The organism is Variovorax sp. SRS16 (assembly GCF_901827165.1).
In the GTDB taxonomy this organism is placed as follows: Bacteria; Pseudomonadota; Gammaproteobacteria; order Burkholderiales; family Burkholderiaceae_C; genus Variovorax.
In genome coordinates, this window is sequence record NZ_LR594666.1 from 3,425,175 (window position 1) to 3,443,838 (window position 18,664).

Annotated in this window: 18 protein-coding genes; 10 read left to right on the forward strand and 8 right to left on the reverse strand. The window is 68.5% G+C overall.

Annotation, left to right across the window (positions count from 1 at the left end):
- Positions 1 to 3: 3 nt before the first annotated feature.
- The 3 genes from E5P2_RS16555 to E5P2_RS16565 all read left to right on the forward strand — a co-directional run bounded on the left by E5P2_RS16555 (position 4) and on the right by E5P2_RS16565 (position 2,083).
- A complete protein-coding gene (locus E5P2_RS16555) occupies positions 4 to 606 on the forward strand; it encodes a PadR family transcriptional regulator (RefSeq protein WP_162568215.1) in 603 nt (200 codons plus the stop codon).
- Positions 607 to 613: 7 nt separating this feature from the next.
- The gene (locus E5P2_RS16560) at positions 614 to 1,450 is read left to right on the forward strand and encodes a siderophore-interacting protein (RefSeq protein ID WP_162568216.1); all 837 of its coding nucleotides are present in this window, start codon (positions 614 to 616) and stop codon (positions 1,448 to 1,450) included.
- A gap of 117 nt (positions 1,451 to 1,567) precedes the next feature.
- Positions 1,568 to 2,083 carry a hypothetical protein gene (locus E5P2_RS16565; RefSeq protein ID WP_162568217.1) on the forward strand — a complete coding sequence of 172 codons (516 nt, stop codon included), beginning with the start codon at positions 1,568 to 1,570 and terminating at the stop codon, positions 2,081 to 2,083.
- Positions 2,084 to 2,104: 21 nt separating this feature from the next.
- On the opposite strand, the gene E5P2_RS16570 is transcribed toward E5P2_RS16565, so the two are convergent.
- The 7 genes from E5P2_RS16570 to E5P2_RS16600 all read right to left on the reverse strand — a co-directional run bounded on the left by E5P2_RS16570 (position 2,105) and on the right by E5P2_RS16600 (position 8,672).
- On the reverse strand, positions 2,105 to 3,079 hold the full coding sequence (locus E5P2_RS16570; RefSeq protein ID WP_162568218.1) for a tripartite tricarboxylate transporter substrate binding protein: 975 nt from the start codon (positions 3,077 to 3,079) through the stop codon (positions 2,105 to 2,107).
- Positions 3,076 to 3,948, reverse strand: a complete 873-nt coding sequence (locus E5P2_RS16575) for an amidohydrolase family protein (RefSeq protein ID WP_232080724.1) — start codon at positions 3,946 to 3,948, stop codon at positions 3,076 to 3,078. Before E5P2_RS16575 ends, E5P2_RS16570 begins: the two co-directional genes overlap by 4 nt.
- Before the next feature lie 7 nt (positions 3,949 to 3,955).
- Positions 3,956 to 4,639, reverse strand: a complete 684-nt coding sequence (gene ligK / locus E5P2_RS16580; RefSeq protein WP_162570517.1) for a 4-carboxy-4-hydroxy-2-oxoadipate aldolase/oxaloacetate decarboxylase — start codon at positions 4,637 to 4,639, stop codon at positions 3,956 to 3,958.
- Positions 4,639 to 5,664 (reverse strand): amidohydrolase family protein, encoded by a 1,026-nt coding sequence (locus E5P2_RS16585; protein WP_162568220.1) that lies wholly within the window; start codon positions 5,662 to 5,664, stop codon positions 4,639 to 4,641. The genes ligK and E5P2_RS16585 overlap by 1 nt, the downstream gene beginning before the upstream one ends.
- Positions 5,661 to 6,752 carry a 4-oxalomesaconate tautomerase gene (locus tag E5P2_RS16590; RefSeq protein WP_162568221.1) on the reverse strand — a complete coding sequence of 364 codons (1,092 nt, stop codon included), beginning with the start codon at positions 6,750 to 6,752 and terminating at the stop codon, positions 5,661 to 5,663. The genes E5P2_RS16585 and E5P2_RS16590 overlap by 4 nt, the downstream gene beginning before the upstream one ends.
- A 56-nt stretch (positions 6,753 to 6,808) precedes the next feature.
- The gene (locus E5P2_RS16595; RefSeq protein ID WP_162568222.1) at positions 6,809 to 7,720 is read right to left on the reverse strand and encodes a LysR substrate-binding domain-containing protein; all 912 of its coding nucleotides are present in this window, start codon (positions 7,718 to 7,720) and stop codon (positions 6,809 to 6,811) included.
- An 85-nt stretch (positions 7,721 to 7,805) separates the two neighbouring features.
- Entirely contained in the window at positions 7,806 to 8,672 is an 867-nt protein-coding gene (locus E5P2_RS16600) for a pirin family protein (protein WP_162568223.1), read from the reverse strand.
- Positions 8,673 to 8,803: 131 nt separating this feature from the next.
- Here E5P2_RS16600 and E5P2_RS16605 point away from each other — a divergent pair, with 131 nt between their 5' ends.
- The 4 genes from E5P2_RS16605 to E5P2_RS16620 all read left to right on the forward strand — a co-directional run bounded on the left by E5P2_RS16605 (position 8,804) and on the right by E5P2_RS16620 (position 14,081).
- Positions 8,804 to 9,706: a LysR family transcriptional regulator gene (locus tag E5P2_RS16605; RefSeq protein WP_162568224.1), complete on the forward strand. Its 903-nt coding sequence runs from the start codon at positions 8,804 to 8,806 to the stop codon at positions 9,704 to 9,706.
- Between the two features lie 78 nt (positions 9,707 to 9,784).
- On the forward strand, positions 9,785 to 12,409 hold the full coding sequence (gene mutS / locus E5P2_RS16610) for a DNA mismatch repair protein MutS (protein WP_162568225.1): 2,625 nt from the start codon (positions 9,785 to 9,787) through the stop codon (positions 12,407 to 12,409).
- A gap of 26 nt (positions 12,410 to 12,435) precedes the next feature.
- The gene (locus E5P2_RS16615; RefSeq protein WP_162568226.1) at positions 12,436 to 13,263 is read left to right on the forward strand and encodes a proteasome-type protease; all 828 of its coding nucleotides are present in this window, start codon (positions 12,436 to 12,438) and stop codon (positions 13,261 to 13,263) included.
- A 14-nt stretch (positions 13,264 to 13,277) separates the two neighbouring features.
- On the forward strand, positions 13,278 to 14,081 hold the full coding sequence (locus E5P2_RS16620) for an alpha/beta fold hydrolase (protein ID WP_162570518.1): 804 nt from the start codon (positions 13,278 to 13,280) through the stop codon (positions 14,079 to 14,081).
- Between the two features lie 22 nt (positions 14,082 to 14,103).
- Here the strand turns inward: E5P2_RS16620 and E5P2_RS16625 are convergent, their stop codons facing one another.
- Positions 14,104 to 15,660 carry a phospholipase D family protein gene (locus E5P2_RS16625; RefSeq protein ID WP_232080725.1) on the reverse strand — a complete coding sequence of 519 codons (1,557 nt, stop codon included), beginning with the start codon at positions 15,658 to 15,660 and terminating at the stop codon, positions 14,104 to 14,106.
- 55 nt (positions 15,661 to 15,715) lie between these two features.
- Between E5P2_RS16625 and E5P2_RS16630 the strand changes: the two genes are divergently transcribed.
- From E5P2_RS16630 to E5P2_RS16640, 3 genes are all read left to right on the forward strand, one after another.
- The gene (locus tag E5P2_RS16630) at positions 15,716 to 16,279 is read left to right on the forward strand and encodes a peroxiredoxin (RefSeq protein ID WP_162568227.1); all 564 of its coding nucleotides are present in this window, start codon (positions 15,716 to 15,718) and stop codon (positions 16,277 to 16,279) included.
- A 14-nt stretch (positions 16,280 to 16,293) separates the two neighbouring features.
- The gene (locus E5P2_RS16635; RefSeq protein WP_162568228.1) at positions 16,294 to 17,187 is read left to right on the forward strand and encodes a LysR family transcriptional regulator; all 894 of its coding nucleotides are present in this window, start codon (positions 16,294 to 16,296) and stop codon (positions 17,185 to 17,187) included.
- A 105-nt stretch (positions 17,188 to 17,292) separates the two neighbouring features.
- Positions 17,293 to 18,615: an arylsulfatase gene (locus E5P2_RS16640; protein ID WP_162568229.1), complete on the forward strand. Its 1,323-nt coding sequence runs from the start codon at positions 17,293 to 17,295 to the stop codon at positions 18,613 to 18,615.
- The last annotated feature ends 49 nt before the right edge of the window (positions 18,616 to 18,664 follow it).

Consider the following 18,664-nt stretch of genomic DNA (forward strand, 5'->3'; position numbering starts at 1 on the left):
TCCATGCGAGATTTCAAACGCTTTTTACACGGCACACGGCGCGGCGAACACGGCGACGGGCTGGGCGGCAGCCGGACCGACGGCGGCGAACACCATGGCGAACACCACGGCGGTTCGCGCGGTGGCCGCGGCGGCGGCGGACGCGTCTTCGGCCACGGCGGCCTGCGCTTCGTGCTGCTGCGGCTCATCGCCGACAAGCCGGGTCACGGCTACGAACTGATCAAGGCCATCGAGGAGCGCCTCGGCGGCCGCTACAGCCCAAGCCCCGGCACCGTCTACCCGACGCTCACCATGCTGGAAGAGCTCGGCTACGTGCGCGTCGACGCCGCCGACGACGGCGGCCGCAAGCGCTACACCGTCACCGACGCCGGCCGCGAATTCCTCGCCGCCAACCAGGTGATGACCGACGAGATGATGGCCCGCATGAATGGCGGCGTCGACGGCGCGGGACCGCGCTCAGGCCGGCCGCCGCAGGTGGTGCGCGCCATCGAGAACCTCAAGCTTGCGATGCGCATGCGCCTCTCGCGCGAACCTCTCACCGAACAACAGGCCCACGAATTCGCCGCAGTGCTCGACAGCGCCGCCCAGCAACTCGAACGCATCTGACATGCCCATGACCGATTTCTCCACCACCCCCTCCTCCGCGCCCGAGCGCCTGCCGCGCCGCCTGCGCCACGAACTGCGCTTTCGCCAGCTCCAGGTGCGCACGGTGCAGCGCCTCACGCCGCACCTGATCCGCATCACGCTCGGCGGCGAAGCGCTCGACGGCTTCACCAGCCCCGGCTTCGACGACCACGCCAAGCTTTTCTTCCCCGACCCGCAGACCGGCGCACTCACCCTGCCCACGGCCGGACCCGGCGGACCGGTCTGGCCCGAAGGGGCGAAGCCCACCATGCGCGACTACACGCCGCGCCGCCACGACGCGGCCGCCGGCACGCTGGAGATCGACTTCGCGCTGCACGATGCCGGCCCGGCCACGCAATGGGCCGAACGCGCCCGGCCCGGCGACGTGCTCGGCGTCGGCGGCCCGCGCGGCTCCTTCATCGTTCCGACGGAGTTCGACTGGCACCTGCTGATCGGCGACGACACCGCGCTGCCCGCGATCTGGCGCCGCCTGGCCGAACTGCCCGCCGGCGCGCGTGCGGTGGTGATCGCCGAGGTCGATGGCGAAGCCGACGAGCTCGCGTTCGAATCCGCCGCCGGTATCGACCTGCAATGGGTCCACCGGCGCGGTGCCGAACCGGGCACCGGCACCCTGCTGCTCGACGCCCTGCGAAAAAAGACGCTGCCCGAAGGCGATTTCCACGCCTGGGTGGCCTGCGAATCGGCCGCGGCCAAGGCGCTGCGCGCCCACCTCGTCGGCGAGCGCGGCGCCCATCCGAAGTGGGTCCGGGCGTCGGGCTACTGGCGGCGCGGCGCGGTCGCGACACACGACACGCACGAAGACTGAACCCCTGTCCACCCCCCGAAAGCAGTAGGCCGCGCCGGCGTTTGACACACCGCAGCACAGGGTCGAGAATTTCCCCGCTCTGAGTACTTAAGGACTATTACTTTCGGGAGCTGAGAAATGAACATCGGACTTGCGCAATGGCATTTCTTCGCGGTGCTTTCGACGGGTGGACTGATCCTGCTCGCGCTGATGTGGTTCGCATGGCACCGGGTGATCGGCCGCCGCGAAGCCGAACGCCGCATCGCCGCGGCCCGGGTCCGTTCGGGACACGTGCCGCTAGAAATCCCCACCGTGCGCGGCCGTCTGGATGACCTGGGCGAGACGCCGCCCGACACGCTGCCCGAGTGGTTCATCCAGGGCAAGGGCGAGCATGCGATCGTCGACGAGCAGCCGCGCATCCGGATCCGCTATCTCGACCCCCACGGCAAGAAGGCCGAATGCACGATACAGGTCGACCACCTGGACGTGCAGAAGAAGATCATCACGGGCCATTCCGAATTGCCCGGCGACATCCACCGCCTGCCGCTGCACGCGATCACCGGCGCGCGCATCGCGGACTCCGGCCAGCGCTTCAACGTCGACCTCTGGGTGGATGCGGTGCGCGTGGCGCGCCGGCGGCGCGGACAGGCCTGAGCCGCGCAGGCGCACCCCTCCTCAGCGAACCGGTATCTTCGCGCTGGCGATGACCTCGCCCCAGCGCCTGATCTCCGATGCAAGAAGTTGCGACAGCTGCTCGCGCGTGCCGGCCTGCGCGCGGACACCGAGCGACAGCAGCCGCTGCCGCACGTCGGGCGTTTCCACGGCTTGCCGCACGGCTGCGTTGAGGCGGTCCAGCACCGCGGGCTGCGTGCGCGCGGGCGCGGCCAGCGCGTTCCACGAGGCCACGTCGTAGCCGGCGAGACCGGACTCCTGGACCGTCGGCACCTCGGGCAGCCCGGCGAAGCGCCGGCCCGAGGTGACGGCGAGCGCGCGCAGTCCGTCGGGCTTCAGCTGGGACAGCATCGGCCCCAGCACCTCGAAGCCGACATCGAGCTGGCCGGCCAGCAGCGCGGTCTGCAGTGCCGGCGTGCCGTTGTAGGGCACGATCAACGCGTCGATGCCTGCCATGGTCCTGAACATCTCGGCGGCGAGGTTCTGCGTGCTGCCGGCAGCGATGGTGCCGATCGTCAGCTTGCCGGGACTGGCTTTCGCGTCGGCCAGCAGATCGCGCAGGTTCGCGAAGCGCGAAGCATGGGGAACGAACAGCGCCAGATCGAAGAAGCCGAGCGTGCCGACCGGTGCGAAGTCCTTCACCACGTCATAGGGCAGCCTGGCGAACAGGCTGCTGCTGATCGCGTTGCCGTTGCTCAGCAGCAGCAGCGTGTAGCCGTCGGGCGCCGAGCGCGCCACCATGGCCGAGCCGACGATGTTGCCCGCGCTCGGCCGGTTGTCGATGATCACCGGCTGGCCGAGCGACTTCGCCATCGCCTGCCCCACGATGCGCGCCGTGATGTCGGCGACGCCACCGACGCCGAAGGGCACGATGATCGTGACCGCGCGGCCGGGGAAATTTACCGGCGATGCCGCGAACGCCGGTGCGGCAGCGAAGCCGAGCAACGCAGCGATCGATGCGCGCCGGGTCGGGTTCATGACCAGTACAGCCGCATCGGGTTGTCGACCAGCAGTTGGCGCTGAAGCGCCGCGCTCGGAGCGATGCGCGGAATCATGTCGACCAGCGTGCCGTCGTCGGGCATGTGCGATTTCAGGTTCGGATGCGGCCAGTCGGTGCCCCACAGCACGCGGTCCGGAAAACGCTCGACCAGACGGCGTGCGAACGGCACCACGTCGTCGTAGGTCGGCGGACCGGAGACCGACAGGCGCTCCGGGCAGCTCACCTTCGACCACACGTTCGGATGCTCCTGCATCAAGCGCACGAAGCGCTCGAACTGCGGCCCGTCGATCGGCTGGCCGACATCGGGCCGGCCCATGTGATCGACCACCACCGTGGTCGGCAGGCGGGTGAAGAAGTCCCACAGCCCGGGCAGGTCCTGCGCCTCGAAATAGACGACCACGTGCCAGCCCAGCGGTGCGACGCGCTCCGCGATGTTCGACAGCACTTCGCGCGGCGTGAAGTCGGCCAGCCGCCGCAGGAAATTGAAGCGCACGCCGCGCACGCCGGCCGCGTGCAGCATGCGCAGCTGGTCGTCGCTCACGTCGCGTGCCACCGAGGCGACGCCGCGCGCCCGGCCGCCCGAATGCGCCAGTGCATCCACCAGCGCGCGGTTGTCGTTGCCGTGGCAGGTCGCCTGCACGATCACGTTGCGCTCGAAGCCCAGGTGATCGCGCAGCGCGAACAACTGTTCCTTCGAGGCATCGCAGGGCGTGTACTTGCGCTCGGGCGCGAACGGAAACTTCGCGGCAGGTCCGAACACGTGGCAGTGCGCATCGACCGCGCCGGGCGGCGGCGTGAAGCGCGGCGTCGAGGGGGCGGGATGGAAGCAGAGCCAGTCCGGGTCCATCGCCCGCTCAGTCGACATAGCGCAGGCCGGCCTTCGCCAGCGCGTCGCGCATCTTGTACATGTCCAGTCCGAGCTCGCCGGCGGCAAGCCGCTCGCGCTTGGCGGTTTCGTTGGCCTCGCGTGCTTCGGCCGCATCGGCCGTCTGCTGTGCGAAGGCGGCCGGCACGACGACGACGCCGTCGCCATCCGCCACCACCACGTCGCCCGGATGGACCAGCGCGCCGGCACAGACCACCGGCACGTTGACCGAACCCAGCGTGGCCTTGACGGTGCCGCGGGCACTGATGGCACGCGAGAACACCGGGAACTGCATCTCGGCCAGCGTCTCGACGTCGCGCGCACCGGCATCGATCACCAACCCTTTCGCGCCGCGGGCACGGAAGGAGGTGGCGAGCAGGTCGCCGAACATGCCATCCTCGTTGTCGGTGGTGCAGGCCACGACCACGACGTCGCCTTCCCGGATCTGCTCGGCGGCGACGTGCAGCATCCAGTTGTCGCCGGGCTGGGCCAGCACGGTCACGGCCGTGCCGCACAGGCGCGCGCCCGCGTAGACGGGACGCATGCAGGGCTTCATGAGGCCGACACGGCCCATGGCTTCATGAATGGTCGCGACGCCGAGCTTGCCCAGGCGTTCCACCGCATCGGGTGCGGCGCGAACGATGTTGCGTTGGACGATGCCGAGCGTGTTCATCATTTGCCTGCCTTCTTCAATGCGGCATCGAGCCGGGGATAGACGCGACGGGCATTGCCCTCGTAGACCTTGTAGCGGTCCTCGGCGCTGAGCGCAGACGCCTCGATGTAGCGGCGCGTGTCGTCGTAGGGATGGCCGGTCTCGGGATCGATGCCGCGCACCGCGCCGATCATCTCGCTGGCGAACAGCACGTTGTCGACCGGGATCACCTTCGTCAGCAGGTCGATGCCCGGCTGGTGGTACACGCAGGTATCGAAGAAGATGTTGTGGAGCAAATGGTCCTTCAGCAATGGCTTCTTGAGTTCCTGCGCCAGGCCGCGAAAACGCCCCCAGTGGTAGGGCACCGCGCCGCCGCCGTGCGGAATGATGAAGCGCAGCGTCGGGAAGTCCTTGAACAGGTCCGAGGTCAGGCACTGCATGAAGGCCGTGGTGTCGGCGTTCAGGTAGTGGGCACCGGTCGTGTGGAACGCCGGGTTGCAGCTCGTGCTCACATGGACCATGGCCGGAATGTCCAGCTCGACCATCTTCTCGTAGATCGGATACCAGTGGCGGTCCGACAGCGGCGGCGAAGTCCAATGGCCGCCGGAGGGATCGGGGTTGAGGTTGATGGCGACGAAGCCGTAGTCCTTGATGCAGCGTTCGAGTTCCGGCAGGCAGCTGCGCGGGTCCACGCCCGGCGATTGCGGCAGCATCGCGGCGCCGATGAAATGCGCGGGAAACAGCGATGCGACGCGCGCGCAGAGTTCGTTGCAGATCGCCGCCCAGGTCGACGACACCGCGAAATCGCCGATGTGATGCGCCATGAAGCTCGCGCGCGGCGAGAAGATCGTGAGGTCGCTGCCGCGCTCGCGCATCTTCGCCAGCTGGTTGGACTCGATCGATTCGCGCAGCTCGTCGTCGGAGATCCTGAGCTCCGACGGGCTCGGCGCCGTGCCGGGATTCGCGAGGCTGTCGATCTGGCGCTTGCGCCAGTCCTCCAGCGCCTTCGGTGCCGTCGTGTAGTGGCCGTGGATGTCGATGATCATTCTTGCTCCTTGTTCCAGACTGCGGCAGGCACCATGGCCTCGCCGCGCATGATGAGCCGTGCCGTGCGAAGCAGCGCGGCCCGGGTGACGTTCTGCGGGTCGGCCGCGTCGACCTCGATCTCGACGCTGAATTCGCCGGTCGGATGCTCGACCGAGATCTGCTTCACGCGGCCCTCGGGCACCCGCGCGAGGCCTTGCGTCACCGAGCCTTCGAGCACGCAGGCGGTCGCGACCGTCACCGCCGCGAGCACGCCGATCGCGTCGTGGCACACGTGCGGAATGAAGCAGCGCGTGTTGAGGGCGCCGTCCGCCGTCGGTGCGGCCACCAGGCACATCTTCGGGTAGTTCTTCTTCGTCACGTCGCCCAGGCCCATCGCGTGGCCCGCGGCCAGCCGAAGCTGTTCGAGACGGCCCTTGAGTTCGACGTCGCCGTTGAGCGCGGCCACGCTCTCGTCACCGGTACGCCCGACGTCGGCGGCGCGGAACAGCACCATCGGCATGCCGTTGTCGATGCAGGTCACCTCGATGCCGTCGATGGTGTCGCGTGCATGGCCCGTGGGCAGCAGGCTCGCGCAGACCGAGCCGGCCGTGTCGAGGAAATTGATGGTGATGGCGGCCGATGTGCCCGGCACACCGTCGATGCGCGCGTCGCCGTCATAGCGCACGCGGCCGCCGGGCGTCTGCACGGTGATGTCGCACTGCATGTCGGTGTTGAGCGTCAGCACGCGCAGCGTGGTCGTCTCGCCCTGCGCCGCGGCCAGTCCGGTCTCCAGTGCGAAGGGCACCACGGCCGCCAGCATGTTGCCGCAGTTGGGCGTGGTGTCGACCGTGTCGCTGTCGGGCTGCAACTGCGCGAACAGGAAGTCGAGGTCGACGCCCTCGGTCCGGCTGCGGCGCACGATGCCGACCTTGCTCGTGAGCGGATGCGCACCGCCCAGGCCATCGATCTGGCGCGGGTCGGGCGACCCCATCACCGCCAGCAGCACGCGGTCGCGCCGTGCGATGTCTTGCGGCAGATCCGCGGCGTTGAAGAACGGACCGCGCGATGTGCCGCCGCGCATGAAGAGGCAGGGAATGGCTGTTTGCATGGTGTGGATCTTGCGCAAATTCCGCGCAATGAGCGAGGCCGAAAATGCGCTAGCAGCTAGCGCGTTTCGGCATGACTGCGCTGGCGCATGAGCTCGGCCACCAGCGCGGCGGTCTGCTTGGCCAGCGGCGTCGGCTTCTTGTGCGCCGGCAGCGCGAGGCACAGCACGCTGACCAGCCGCGGCTGGACGATCGGTCGCACCGACAGCTCCGGCGCGCGCGCCGACGCCTTCACCCCGCTCGCGGTGAGCACGGCATGGCCGTAGCCGGCGCGCACGAGGTCGATGATCGCGGGAACGCTCGACACCTCCCACGCGATGTCGAGCTTGAAGCCGGCCAGCGAGGCGTGGGATTCGAGCAGCTTGCGGATCACGTGGCCGCGCTCGGGAATCACGAGCGGAAATGCCGCCAGCTCGGCCAGTGGCAGCGGCGCCGGCGGGGCGCGCTTTCGCTTGGCCACGGGTGACACGAGGCACAGGTTCTCCTCGCGCAGCGGCGTCACCTCGATCGCGGCCTGCGGCTCGGGGTTGAACACCACGCCGAAGTCGATGCGTCCCGACGTGATCCATTCGGCGATGTGGGTCGACAGCCCCTCGACGACCGCCAGCTTCGCTTTCGGCCACTTGGCCCGGAACCGGTCGATCAGCGGCAGCGTGAACTGAAGCCCGACGCTCGGCGGCAGCCCGACCACCACGCGGCCCAGGGGCTCGTCGCGGCCCGCGGCCAGGTCTTCGCGCGCGCGCTCGACCTGCTCGAGGATGCCCACGCTGTGGTCGAACAGCCGCCGGCCGGCATCGGTCAGGCGCACGCCGCGGCCGTTGCGCAGCAGCAGCGTCTGATGGAGTTCGACCTCGAGCATGCGGACCTGGCGGCTGAGTGCGGGCTGCGCGACGCCGAGCACGACCGACGCCTTGCTGAAGCTGCCGAGCTCGGCCACTCGGACCAGCGTCTCCAGGTGCTTGAAGTTCATCTCGCCCGAGGATACTGGAGACGGCGGCGCGCGGAAGGCAGGAGGCCGGGCGCCGGAGGCCTCCGCGCCGGGAGGCCTCGGGCGCTCAGGCCGCCATCCGGCCGAAGCGGCCGCTGTTGAAGTCGGCCATGGCCTGGCGGATCTCGGCCTCGTTGTTCATCACGAACGGACCGTAGCCCACCACGGGCTCGTCGATCGGCTCACCGGACAGCCACAGCACGGTCGCATCGCTGTTGGCTTCGATCTCCACGCCGGTGCCGGTGCGCTCGAGATGCACCAGCTGTCCTTCGCGCGCAACGGTGTTGCCGTTGATCAGCACCGTGCCGTGCAGCACGACCAGCGCCAGCGTGTGGCCTTCCTTCGCGTCGAACCGGCCGACGCCGCCCTGGCCGATGCGAACGTCCCACACATCCATCGGCGTGAAGGTCCGCGCCGGCCCGCGATGCCCGTCGAACTCGCCGGCGATCACCCGCACCCGGCCGGCCCCCCCGGACAAATCCACGGACGGAATCTGCGCATCCAGCAGGGTCTGGTAGCCCGCCTCGGTCATCTTGTCCCTGGCGGGCAGATTGACCCAGAGCTGCACCATCTCGATCGTGCCGCCACGTTCGGTGAAGGCCCGCGAGTGGAACTCCTCGTGCAGGATGCCGCCGCCGGCGGTCATCCACTGCACGTCGCCCGGGCCGATCAGGCCGCCCGCGCCGGTGGAGTCCCTGTGCTCCAGTTCGCCCTGATAGACGATCGTCACGGTCTCGAAGCCGCGGTGCGGGTGCTGGCCGACGCCGCGCGGGCGTGCGGCCGGTCCGAAGGGCGTCGGCGCTGCGTGGTCGAGCAGCAGGAACGGGCTCAGGTGCTGGCCCAGGCCGTCGTAGCCGAACAGCGAACGCACCGGAAAGCCATCGCCCACCCAATGCGGACGGGGGGCGCTGTAGACACCGAGGATCTTCTTCATGTTCATCTCCATGTGTCGCCGAGACAAAGGTCTTGGCCGATGGATAGAGAATAGGAACCGAACGATGATTCCGGTAGTCGGCAATACTTGCCATCAGCGTTCTATCTTGTGAACGATGAAGGCGATGGCCGATGAAAGACCTGAACGAGCTCTACTACTACGTGCAGGTGGTGGACCACGGTGGTTTCGCGCCCGCCGGCCGCGCGCTGGGCATGCCGAAGTCCAGGCTGAGCCGGCGCATCGCGCTGCTGGAGGAACGTCTGGCCACGCGCCTGATCCAGCGCTCGACAAGGCGCTTCGCCGTCACCGAGTCGGGCCAGACCTACTATGGCCACTGCAAGGCGATGCTGGTCGAGGCCGAGGCCGCCGATGAGGCCATTGCGCTGACCCATGCCGAGCCGCGAGGCATCGTCCGCATGACCTGTCCGGTGGCGCTGCTCGATGCGCGCATCGCCGACATGGTGTCGGCCTTCATGGTGGCGTATCCGCGTGTGGAGATTCACCTGGAAGAAACCAACCGCCGCGTGGACGTGGTGGGCGAAGGCATCGACGTGGCCATCCGCGTGCGTCCGCCACCGATCGAGGACAGCGATCTGGTGATGCGTGTGCTCGCCGAGCGGGGGCAATGCCTGGTGGCCTGCCCGCGCCTGCTGTCGAACGGGATTCCCAGAGTGCCTGCCGATCTGGCAGGCCTGCCGAGCATGGACCTGGGGCTGCCGCAGCATGAGCACGTGTGGAGCCTGATCGGCCCCGAGGGTGCGCAGGCGGCCATCCGCCACCAGCCGCGCCTGATCACGCGCGGCATGCTGGCACTGCGGGCAGCCGCCATGGCCGGCGTGGGCGTCGTTCAGTTGCCCTCGATGATGGTGCGAGAGCAGATCGAGCGCGGCGAACTGGTCCACGTCATCCCGGGATGGGCTCCGCGGCGCGAGATCATCCACGCAGTGTTCGCTTCGCGCCGCGGGCTGCTGCCGGCGGTCAGGGCGCTGGTGGATTTCCTGGCGGATCGGTTCCAGGCGCTGGACGAGGACTGATGAGGCCGGATGAAAAAGCGCCCCGCCGACGACACCCTGGAAAATAGCGGCATGATTCTCAGGTAGTTGACTTTTTTGATGAACAAAGCAGACATCTCTTCGCACACCCCCATGATGAGCCAGTACCTCGGGCTCAAGGCGGACCATCCGGACACCCTGCTGTTCTACCGGATGGGCGATTTCTACGAACTGTTCTACGCCGATGCCGAAAAGGCCTCGCGTCTGCTCGACATCACGCTCACGCAGCGCGGCCAGTCGGCCGGTCAGCCGGTGGTCATGTGCGGCGTGCCCTTCCATGCGGTCGACACCTATCTCGCGCGGCTGATCAAGCTCGGCGAATCGGTCGCCATCTGCGAGCAGGTCGGCGAAGTCGGCGCCGCCAAGGGACCGGTCGAGCGCAAGGTGGTGCGCGTGGTCACGCCCGGCACGCTGACCGATGCTGAGCTGCTCAACGACAAGAGCGATTCGCTGCTGCTCGCGGTGCATGCGGGCGCGCGCAATTTCTGCGGGCTCGCGTGGCTCAGCGTGACCGGCGCCGAGCTGCGCCTGGCCGAATGCCCGGCCGATGCGCTGGAAGCCTGGATCGCGCGCATCGCGCCGAGCGAATTGCTCTACAGCGCCGAGGTGACGGCCGCCTTCGAACAGCGCCTGAAAGCCGCACGCAGCGCCACGCCCTTCACGCTGTCGGTGCGGCCGGCCTGGCAGTTCGATGGCGGCCTCGGCGAGCGCAAGCTGTGCGAGCAGATGGGCAGCGCCAACCTCGCCGCCTGGGGCGCCGAATCGTTGACCCAGGCGCATGCGGCAGCGGCCGCGCTGCTGGGCTTTGCCGAGCACACGCAGGGCCGCGCACTGTCCCACGTGCAGCGGCTCGCGGTCGAGCGCGACGGCGAGCTGATCGAACTGCCGCCCACCACGCGGCGCAACCTCGAGCTGGTGCAGACCCTGCGCGGCGAGGATTCGCCGACGCTGTTCTCGCTGCTCGACACCTGCATGACCGGCATGGGCAGCCGGCGGCTCAAGCGCTGGCTGCTCGCGCCGCGGCGCGACCGCAGCGACGCGCAGGCGCGGCTGGAAGCCATCGATGCGCTGCAGGCCACGGCCTTCGGCGGCACGGCCGCGCCATGGCGCACGCTGCGCGAGCAACTGAAGAACACCAGCGATGTCGAACGCATCGCGGCGCGCATCGCGCTGCGGCAGGTGCGCCCGCGCGAACTGGTCGCGCTGCGGATGGCGCTCGCCAAGGCCGAGCGGCTCGCGCCGCTGCTGCCGGCAACTGCTTCGCTGCTGGGCCAGGTCGCGGAACATCTCGCGCCGCCACCCGGCTGCGTCGACCTGCTCGTGGCCGCGGTCCATCCGGAGCCGGCCGCGCTGGTGCGCGATGGCGGCGTGATCGCCACCGGCCACGATGCCGAACTGGACGAACTGCGCGCCATCAGCGAGAACTGCGACGACTTCCTGCTGAAGCTCGAAGCCAGCGAACGCGAACGCACCGGCATCACCAACCTGCGCGTGCAGTTCAATCGCGTGCATGGCTTCTACATCGAAGTCACGCAAAGCGCGCTGTCCCGCGTGCCCGACAACTACCGCCGCCGCCAGACGCTGAAGAATGCCGAGCGCTTCATCACGCCCGAACTCAAGGCCTTCGAGGACAAGGCGCTGTCGGCGCAGGACCGCGCACTGGCGCGCGAGAAGTGGCTCTACGAGCAGCTGCTCGATGCGCTGCAGCCCTCTGTCGCGGCCCTGACGCACCTGGCCGGCGCATTGGCCGCGCTCGATGCGCTGTGCGCACTGGCCGAACGCTCGCACACGCTGCACTGGCATGCGCCGAGCTTCGCCGCGCATCCGTGCATCGAGATCGATCAGGGCCGCCACCCGGTGGTGGAAGCGCGCCTGGCCGAGAAATCCTCGGGCGCCTTCATCGCCAACGACACCCGGCTCGGCCCGCAGCAGCGCCTGCAGGTGATCACCGGCCCCAACATGGGCGGCAAGTCGACCTACATGCGGCAGGTCGCGATCATCGTGCTGCTGGCCTCGATCGGCTCGCACGTGCCGGCCGCCGCCTGCCGGCTCGGGCCGATCGATGCCATCCACACGCGCATCGGTGCGGCCGACGACCTGGCCAACGCGCAGTCGACCTTCATGCTGGAGATGACCGAGGCGGCGCAGATCCTGCACAGCGCCACCGCGCACTCGCTGGTGCTGATGGACGAGATCGGCCGCGGCACCAGCACCTTCGACGGCCTGGCGCTGGCCGCGGGCATCGCGGCGCAGCTGCACGACCGCACGCGTGCCTTCACGCTGTTCGCGACGCACTACTTCGAGCTCACGGAATTTCCCGCGACGCACCACGGCGCGGTCAACATGCACGTGAGCGCCACCGAGGCCGGCCGCGACATCGTGTTCCTGCACGAGATGCAGCCCGGCCCGGCGAGCAAGAGCTACGGCATCCAGGTCGCGCGGCTGGCCGGCATGCCGGCTGCCGTGGTCAACCATGCGCGCCAGGCGCTCGAGGCGCTGGAGGCGCAGCAGACGCAGACGCGCGCCCAGGTCGACCTGTTCGCGCCGCCGCCGGCCGCCGAGGCGCCGGCGATCAGCGCCGTAGAATCCGCGCTGGTCGCCTTCGATCCCGACGCGATGAGCCCGCGCGAGGCGCTCGAAGCGCTCTACACACTCAAGAAACTCCAGGCGCGCGAAGCCGGTTGATGGCCCGGTTCGTGCAAGACCCTCTCATGACCTACTGCGTCGGCATCAAACTCAACGCCGGACTGGTGTTCCTCTCCGACTCGCGCACCAACGCGGGCGTGGACCACATCAGCACCTTCCGCAAGATGATCGTCTACGAGCAACCCGGCGACCGCTTCATGGTGCTGTTGTCGGCCGGCAACCTGAGCATCTCGCAATCGGTGCGCGAGATCCTGCAGATCGAGGAACTGCGCGAGACCGAAGACGGGCCGCCGATCACGATCTGGAATGCGAAGAGCATGTTCGACGCCGCGCGCGTGCTCGGCTCGGCGGTGCGCCATGTGTACGACCGCGATGCCGAAGCGCTCAAGCATGCGGGGGTGGATTTCAACGTCTCCTTCGTCTTCGGCGGCCAGGTCAAGGGCGAGAGCATGCGGCTCTTCCTGGTCTACGCGGCCGGCAACTTCATCGAGGCGACCACCGAGACGCCCTACTTCCAGGTCGGCGAATCGAAGTACGGCAAGCCGGTGCTCGACCGCGTGCTCACGCCCGAGACGCCGCTCGACGAAGCCGCCAAGTGCGCGCTGGTGTCGATGGACTCGACGATGAAGTCCAACCTCTCGGTCGGCCTGCCGCTCGACCTCGTGGTGTACGAAGCCAACCGGCTGCAGACCGACAAGGTGGTCTGCATCGATGCCGACAATCCGTACTACCGCATGATGCACAACAGCTGGGGCCAGAAGCTGCGCGAGGTGTTCGACAGCATCGAGGACCCGGTCTGGGACGACGGCTTCACCGAGCATCCGCTCAAGATGCCGGCCACGCGCCACGGCGCGCTGCGCAAGATCTCGACGCCGGAAGAAAAACTGATTTGAGCGCGTCCAGGGGCATGCCGCCCGTCATCTTCTCGCACGGCAACAGCTTTCCCGCGAGCACCTACCGCGTGATGCTCGACAGCCTGCGCCAGCGCGGCTTCGAGATCGACGCGATCGAGAAATTCGGCCACGACCCGAAATACCCCGTGACCGACAACTGGCCACACCTCGTGCAGCAGCTGGCCGACTTCGCACAGATGCACGTCGACAGGACCGGCGGCCCGGTCTTTCTGGTCGGCCATTCGCTGGGCGGCTTCCTGAGCCTCATGTGTGCCGCGCTGCACCCCGGCCTCGCCCGGGGCGTGGTGCTGCTCGATTCGCCGCTCATCGGCGGCTGGCGCGCCGGCACGATCCATCTCATGAAGCGCACGCCCTGGATGAAGAGCGTGTCGCCCGGCACGGTGAGCCGCAAGCGCCGCAACAGCTGGGAGCACAGCGAGGCGGTGTTCGCGCACTTCCGCGAGAAGAAGGCCTTCGCACGCTGGGACGAGCGCGTGCTGCGCGACTACATCGAACACGGCACCTTCGATGCCGAGGATTCGCGCACGCTGAGCTTCGACCGCGACATCGAGACCGCCATCTACGACACCATCCCGCACAACCTCGGCGCCCTGCTGCGCGCGCATCCGCTCAAGTGCCCGGCCGCCTTCGTGGCCGGCCGCCAGTCGGTCGAGATGCGGCGCGTCGGCATGGCGATGACGCAGCGCGTCACCAGGGGACGCATCACGGTGCTCGACGGCACGCACCTGTTCCCGATGGAAAAGCCGATCGCGACCGCGGCCGCGGTCGAGGCGTCGCTGCGCAATCTGATCGACTGAAGGCCGGGCGCGCGCGCCGGCGCTACAGCAGGTCTTCCGGCACCAGCGGTGCGAAGGTCTGGTTGTAGACGCGCTGGAACCAGGTCGACTCGGGCTCGCTGTGGAGGATGACCTCCTTCTCGTTGTCGATGGTGAGCCATTCGATCCGGTCGCCGGGTTCGGCCAGGCGCAGCCGGTAGGCGCTTTCGAGCTTGCTGATGTTGATGATGCGCAGCATCTCGCGCGCCAGCTGCGGGCTGTCGACCACGATGCCGAGCTCGGTGTTCTCGGTGGCCGAACGCGGATCGAGGTTGGCCGAGCCGATGAACATCTCGCGCCGGTCGACCACGGCCGTCTTGGCATGCAGCCGGCCGACCGACTTGCCGAACATCCCCAGCCGCTCGCTGCGCGCAGTGCGCGCCGGACTCAGCTCGTAGAGGTCGATGCCGGCCTTGAGCAGCCGCACCCGGTAGCGGACGTAGCCGCCGTGCACCAGCGGCTCGTCGTTGGCCGCGAGCGAGTTGGTCAGGAGCGTCACCTTCACATTGCGCCGGCGCAGGTCTTCAAGCGACGCGATGCCGCTCTCGCCCGGCACCAGGTAGGGCGTGGTGAGGAAGATGTCGTGCTCGGCCTCCATCAGCCGCGCCCACAGGCGCTTGGTCACACTGGCGTCATAGGCCAGGTCGGGCCGCATGAAGCGCAGCTTGGCTGGCGGATCGGCGATCGCATGGGCCTCGCCCCACAGCAGGCCCATGCGGCCGGCATCGAGCTCCTCGCCGATCGGGCCATAGCCCAGCGTGTCGGTCGAGGGCAGCGGGATCCTGCGCTCGGGGCCGGCCATGCCGACCGAGACGTCGAAGGCCTGGTCCCGCACCGGGACCTGGCGGCCGGGCCGCACGATCTGGGCGATCGGATAGACCTCTTCGCTGTTCCAGTAGTCGTCGAAGATGTTGCCCAGCTGCGCGACCACCTTGCCGACCACCAGCGCGTCCATGTCGACGAAGTTCTGCGCGATGTTCAGCGTGAAGTATTCGTCGGCGATGTTGCGTCCGCCCGCGACCGCCATCACGCCGTCGGCGATGAAGAGCTTGTTGTGCATGCGGTGGTTGAGCCGCGGCAGGTCGAAGGCCGAGGCGATGAAACGGCTGGCCAGGTGGCCGCGCGCACAGCAGAAGGGATTGAACAGGCGCACCTCGACGTTGGGCGTGTCCTGCAGCGCCAGCAGCATCTGCTCGGTGCTCGCGGTGTAGAGGTCGTCGACCAGGAGCCGCACGCGCACGCCGCGCAAGGCCGCTTCCTTCAGCGAGCGCAGCAGCAGGCGGCCGGCGCCGTCGTCTGCGATCAGGTAGTACTGCAGGTCGAGCGTGTGCTGCGCGCGCGCCGCGAGCTCGATCCGGGCATCCAGCGAATAGACGCCGAGCGGCATCAGCCGAAAGCCCGAATGCTCGCCGGGCGGCGTCGACGCGGCGACGACCTTCGCGAGCGGTGTCGACGCATCGACCGGCAGCGTCAGGGTCGGCGCCATCTGCTTGAACGGCGGCAGGCTGCCGCAGGCGCCGAGAAGCACGCACAGCAGCAGCACCATGGCACGCCATGCCATGCGGACTGCGAAAGGCTGGAATAACATGCGGGCCGGAACCTGACGGGATGAAGACATGAAAAAGCTGCTGCCTGGAACTGCGACCGCCATTGTGCAGATGATGCTCGTTCTTGGCTTTGCCGGGCCCGCACGGGCCGCGCTCGACGTCGGCCGCGCCGCACCGATGTTCAGCACCCAGGCCGCGCTCGGCGGCAAGCCCTTCAAGTACGCGCTGGCCGATGCGCTGGCGAAGGGACCGGTGGTCGTCTACTTCTTCCCCGCGGCCTTCTCCAAGGGCTGCTCGATCGAGGCCCATGCCTTCGCCGAGGCGATGGATCGCTTCGCGGCGGCCGGCGCCACGGTGATCGGCGTGTCGACCGACGACATCCAGACGCTCGCGAAATTCTCCAGCGAGGTCTGCCAGGGCCGCTTTCCGGTGGCGTCGGACGAGAGCAAGTCGATCAGCCAGTCCTTCGATGCGATGATGGAAACGCGGCCCGACTACGCAACCCGCGTGTCCTATGCGCTCTCGCGCGACGGCAAGGTGGCTGCCGTCTACCAGAGCCTCGACCCCGATCAGCATGTCGAGAAGATGCTCGAGGCCGTGAAGAGCCTGTCGCCAGGCCGCGCCGGCAAGTAGGCGGTGCGGGTCGGATGAGCTATTCGTTCAACGACATCGCCTATTTCCTCGAGGTCGTGCGCCAGGGCCACCTGGGCCGGGCGGCCGAGTCCATCGGTGTGACGCAGCCGACGATCTCCAAGGCATTGCGGCGCCTCGAGGAAGCCGTGGGCATGCCGCTGCTCGAGCGCAGCAGCCACGGCACGCGGCTCACCGGCAACGGCGAGCTCTTCGTCGAATCGGCGCGGCGCTTTCATGCCCAGCATGTCGAGATGGCGCGCGTCGCGACGGAGATACGGGCGCAGCACCAAGGACTGCTGCGCATTGGCCTGACCAATTCGGCGGGCGACACCGACGCCGTCCGTGCGCTCGCCGACATGGTCTGCAGCCGGCCGGGGCTGCGGATCCGCCTGACGATCGGCAAGTCGGACGCGCTCAACGACGAGGTGGAGCAAGGTGCGCTCGATCTCGCCGTGGTCCCGTCCTACCCGGGCGCGAACTTCAGCTGCACCCATGCGCGCATCGGCGAGGACAAGGTCCAGGTCGCGGCGCGAACGCGGCATCCGCTCTTTCAGCGGGCCACGGTGACGCTGGCCGATCTGTCGGCCTACCCGTGGATCCTGGCCAGCCGCGCGAGCGCGGCGCGGCGCCTGGTCACCGAGATCTTCGAGCGCGAGGGCGTGCCGCCGCCGCAGGTCGCGCTCGAGGCCGACTACACCTCCGGCACCGCGATGGGCCTCTTGGCCAGCACCGACCTGCTCGCGCTCGTGCCCGGCTCCATGCTGCGGGGCTGGGCGGCGCAGGTGGCGCCGCTGCCCGTGCCCCAGCTCGCGTTCCAGCGCACGCTGGTGCTGCTGGCGCAGCCGCGCGCAAGCTGGTCGCCGCTGATGACGACGTTCCGGGATCTGCTGCTGGCCGGACGTTCCTAACCCGCGAGGGCATTCCGGATCGTCATCCGAAAACGCGCTCACCGGAATGGCCCACGGGGCCGGACTGGCTAGATTGAAGGGCTCGACTTCGACCGGGCCCGACACGTGCATCAACCCAACATCGTCCTCATCGTTGCAGACAACCTCGGCTGGGGAGAACTCGGCTGCTACGGCGGTGGCGCGCTGCGCGGCGCGCCGACACCGCGCATCGACGCGCTGGCCCGGCAGGGCCTGCTCCTGCAGAACTTCAATGTCGAAAGCGATTGCGTGCCGACGCGCTCGGCGCTCATGACGGGCCGTCATCCGATCCGCACCGGCTGCCTGCAATCGGTGCCGGCGGGCCTGCCGCAGGGACTGGCGCGGTCGGAGGTCACGCTGGCCCAGGTCCTTTCCGACAGCGGCTACGCGACGGCGCACTATGGCAAATGGCACCTGGGCGACATCCCGGGCCGCTACCCTTCCGACCGCGGCTTCGACACCTGGTACGGCATTCCGCGCACCACCGACGAAAGCCAGTTCACCTCGACCCCGGGCTTCGACCCGTCGGTGGCCGAGTTGCCGCACATCATGCGAGGCACGCGCGGAGCGGCGTCGGAGAAGGTCAAGGTCTACGACCTCGAGAGCCGGCGCCGCATCGACGAGGAACTGGTCGACCTGTCGCTGGCCTTCATCCAGCGCAACCACGCGGCGCGCAAGCCCTTCTTCCTCTACCTGCCGATGGTGCACCTGCACTTTCCGACGCTGCCGCATCGCGACTTCGCGGGCCGCACCGGCGCGGGCGACTTCGCGGACTCGATGGTGGAGATGGACCATCGCGTGGGCCAGGTGGTCGACGAGATCGACCGCCTGGGGCTGGCCGACGACACGCTCTTCATCTTCTGCAGCGACAACGGCCCCGAGTTCCGCCCGCCCTACCGCGGCACCGCGGGGCCGTGGCGCGGCACGTACCACACGGCCATGGAAGGCAGCCTGCGCGTGCCCTTCATCGCGCGCTGGCCGCAGAAGATCGCCGCCGGCCAGGTCAGCAACGAGATCGTGCACGTCACCGATCTGTTCACCACGCTGGCCGCGCTGGGCGGCGCGCGCATTCCGGACGACCGGCCGATCGACGGCATCGACCAGCGCGACTTCCTCCTCGGGCGCACGGCGCGTTCGACGCGCGAAGGCTTTCTCTTCTACATCAAGAACGACCTGCGCGCGGTGAAGTGGCGCGACTGGAAGCTGCACTTCTTCTGGGAGCCGGAAGTCAACGAGGGCAAGGGCAAGCTCGAGTCGCCCTATCTCTTCAACCTGACGCGCGACCCCAAGGAAGAGAGCGACGTGCTGGCCTTCAACACGTGGGTGCTGCAGCCGGTGCTGCGCATGGTCCAGGCCTTCAACGACAGCTGCAAGACATTTCCCAACACGGTTCCGGGCGCACGCGACTAAAACCTCTCTCCATGGATTCGACATCGTGAAAGCTTCCTCTTCGCTTCCG

Bases quoted from the DNA above. Each gene is read 5' to 3' on its own strand.
- E5P2_RS16555 (WP_162568215.1), top strand. From the start codon at position 4: ATGCGAGATTTCAAACGCTTTTTACACGGCACACGGCGCGGCGAACAC.
- E5P2_RS16560 (WP_162568216.1), top strand. From the start codon at position 614: ATGACCGATTTCTCCACCACCCCCTCCTCCGCGCCCGAGCGCCTGCCG.
- E5P2_RS16565 (WP_162568217.1), top strand. From the start codon at position 1,568: ATGAACATCGGACTTGCGCAATGGCATTTCTTCGCGGTGCTTTCGACG.
- E5P2_RS16570 (WP_162568218.1), bottom strand. From the start codon at position 3,079: ATGAACCCGACCCGGCGCGCATCGATCGCTGCGTTGCTCGGCTTCGCT.
- E5P2_RS16575 (WP_232080724.1), bottom strand. From the start codon at position 3,948: ATGGACCCGGACTGGCTCTGCTTCCATCCCGCCCCCTCGACGCCGCGC.
- ligK (WP_162570517.1), bottom strand. From the start codon at position 4,639: ATGAACACGCTCGGCATCGTCCAACGCAACATCGTTCGCGCCGCACCC.
- E5P2_RS16585 (WP_162568220.1), bottom strand. From the start codon at position 5,664: ATGATCATCGACATCCACGGCCACTACACGACGGCACCGAAGGCGCTG.
- E5P2_RS16590 (WP_162568221.1), bottom strand. From the start codon at position 6,752: ATGCAAACAGCCATTCCCTGCCTCTTCATGCGCGGCGGCACATCGCGC.
- E5P2_RS16595 (WP_162568222.1), bottom strand. From the start codon at position 7,720: ATGAACTTCAAGCACCTGGAGACGCTGGTCCGAGTGGCCGAGCTCGGC.
- E5P2_RS16600 (WP_162568223.1), bottom strand. From the start codon at position 8,672: ATGAAGAAGATCCTCGGTGTCTACAGCGCCCCCCGTCCGCATTGGGTG.
- E5P2_RS16605 (WP_162568224.1), top strand. From the start codon at position 8,804: ATGAAAGACCTGAACGAGCTCTACTACTACGTGCAGGTGGTGGACCAC.
- mutS (WP_162568225.1), top strand. From the start codon at position 9,785: ATGAACAAAGCAGACATCTCTTCGCACACCCCCATGATGAGCCAGTAC.
- E5P2_RS16615 (WP_162568226.1), top strand. From the start codon at position 12,436: ATGACCTACTGCGTCGGCATCAAACTCAACGCCGGACTGGTGTTCCTC.
- E5P2_RS16620 (WP_162570518.1), top strand. From the start codon at position 13,278: ATGCCGCCCGTCATCTTCTCGCACGGCAACAGCTTTCCCGCGAGCACC.
- E5P2_RS16625 (WP_232080725.1), bottom strand. From the start codon at position 15,660: ATGGCATGGCGTGCCATGGTGCTGCTGCTGTGCGTGCTTCTCGGCGCC.
- E5P2_RS16630 (WP_162568227.1), top strand. From the start codon at position 15,716: ATGAAAAAGCTGCTGCCTGGAACTGCGACCGCCATTGTGCAGATGATG.
- E5P2_RS16635 (WP_162568228.1), top strand. From the start codon at position 16,294: ATGAGCTATTCGTTCAACGACATCGCCTATTTCCTCGAGGTCGTGCGC.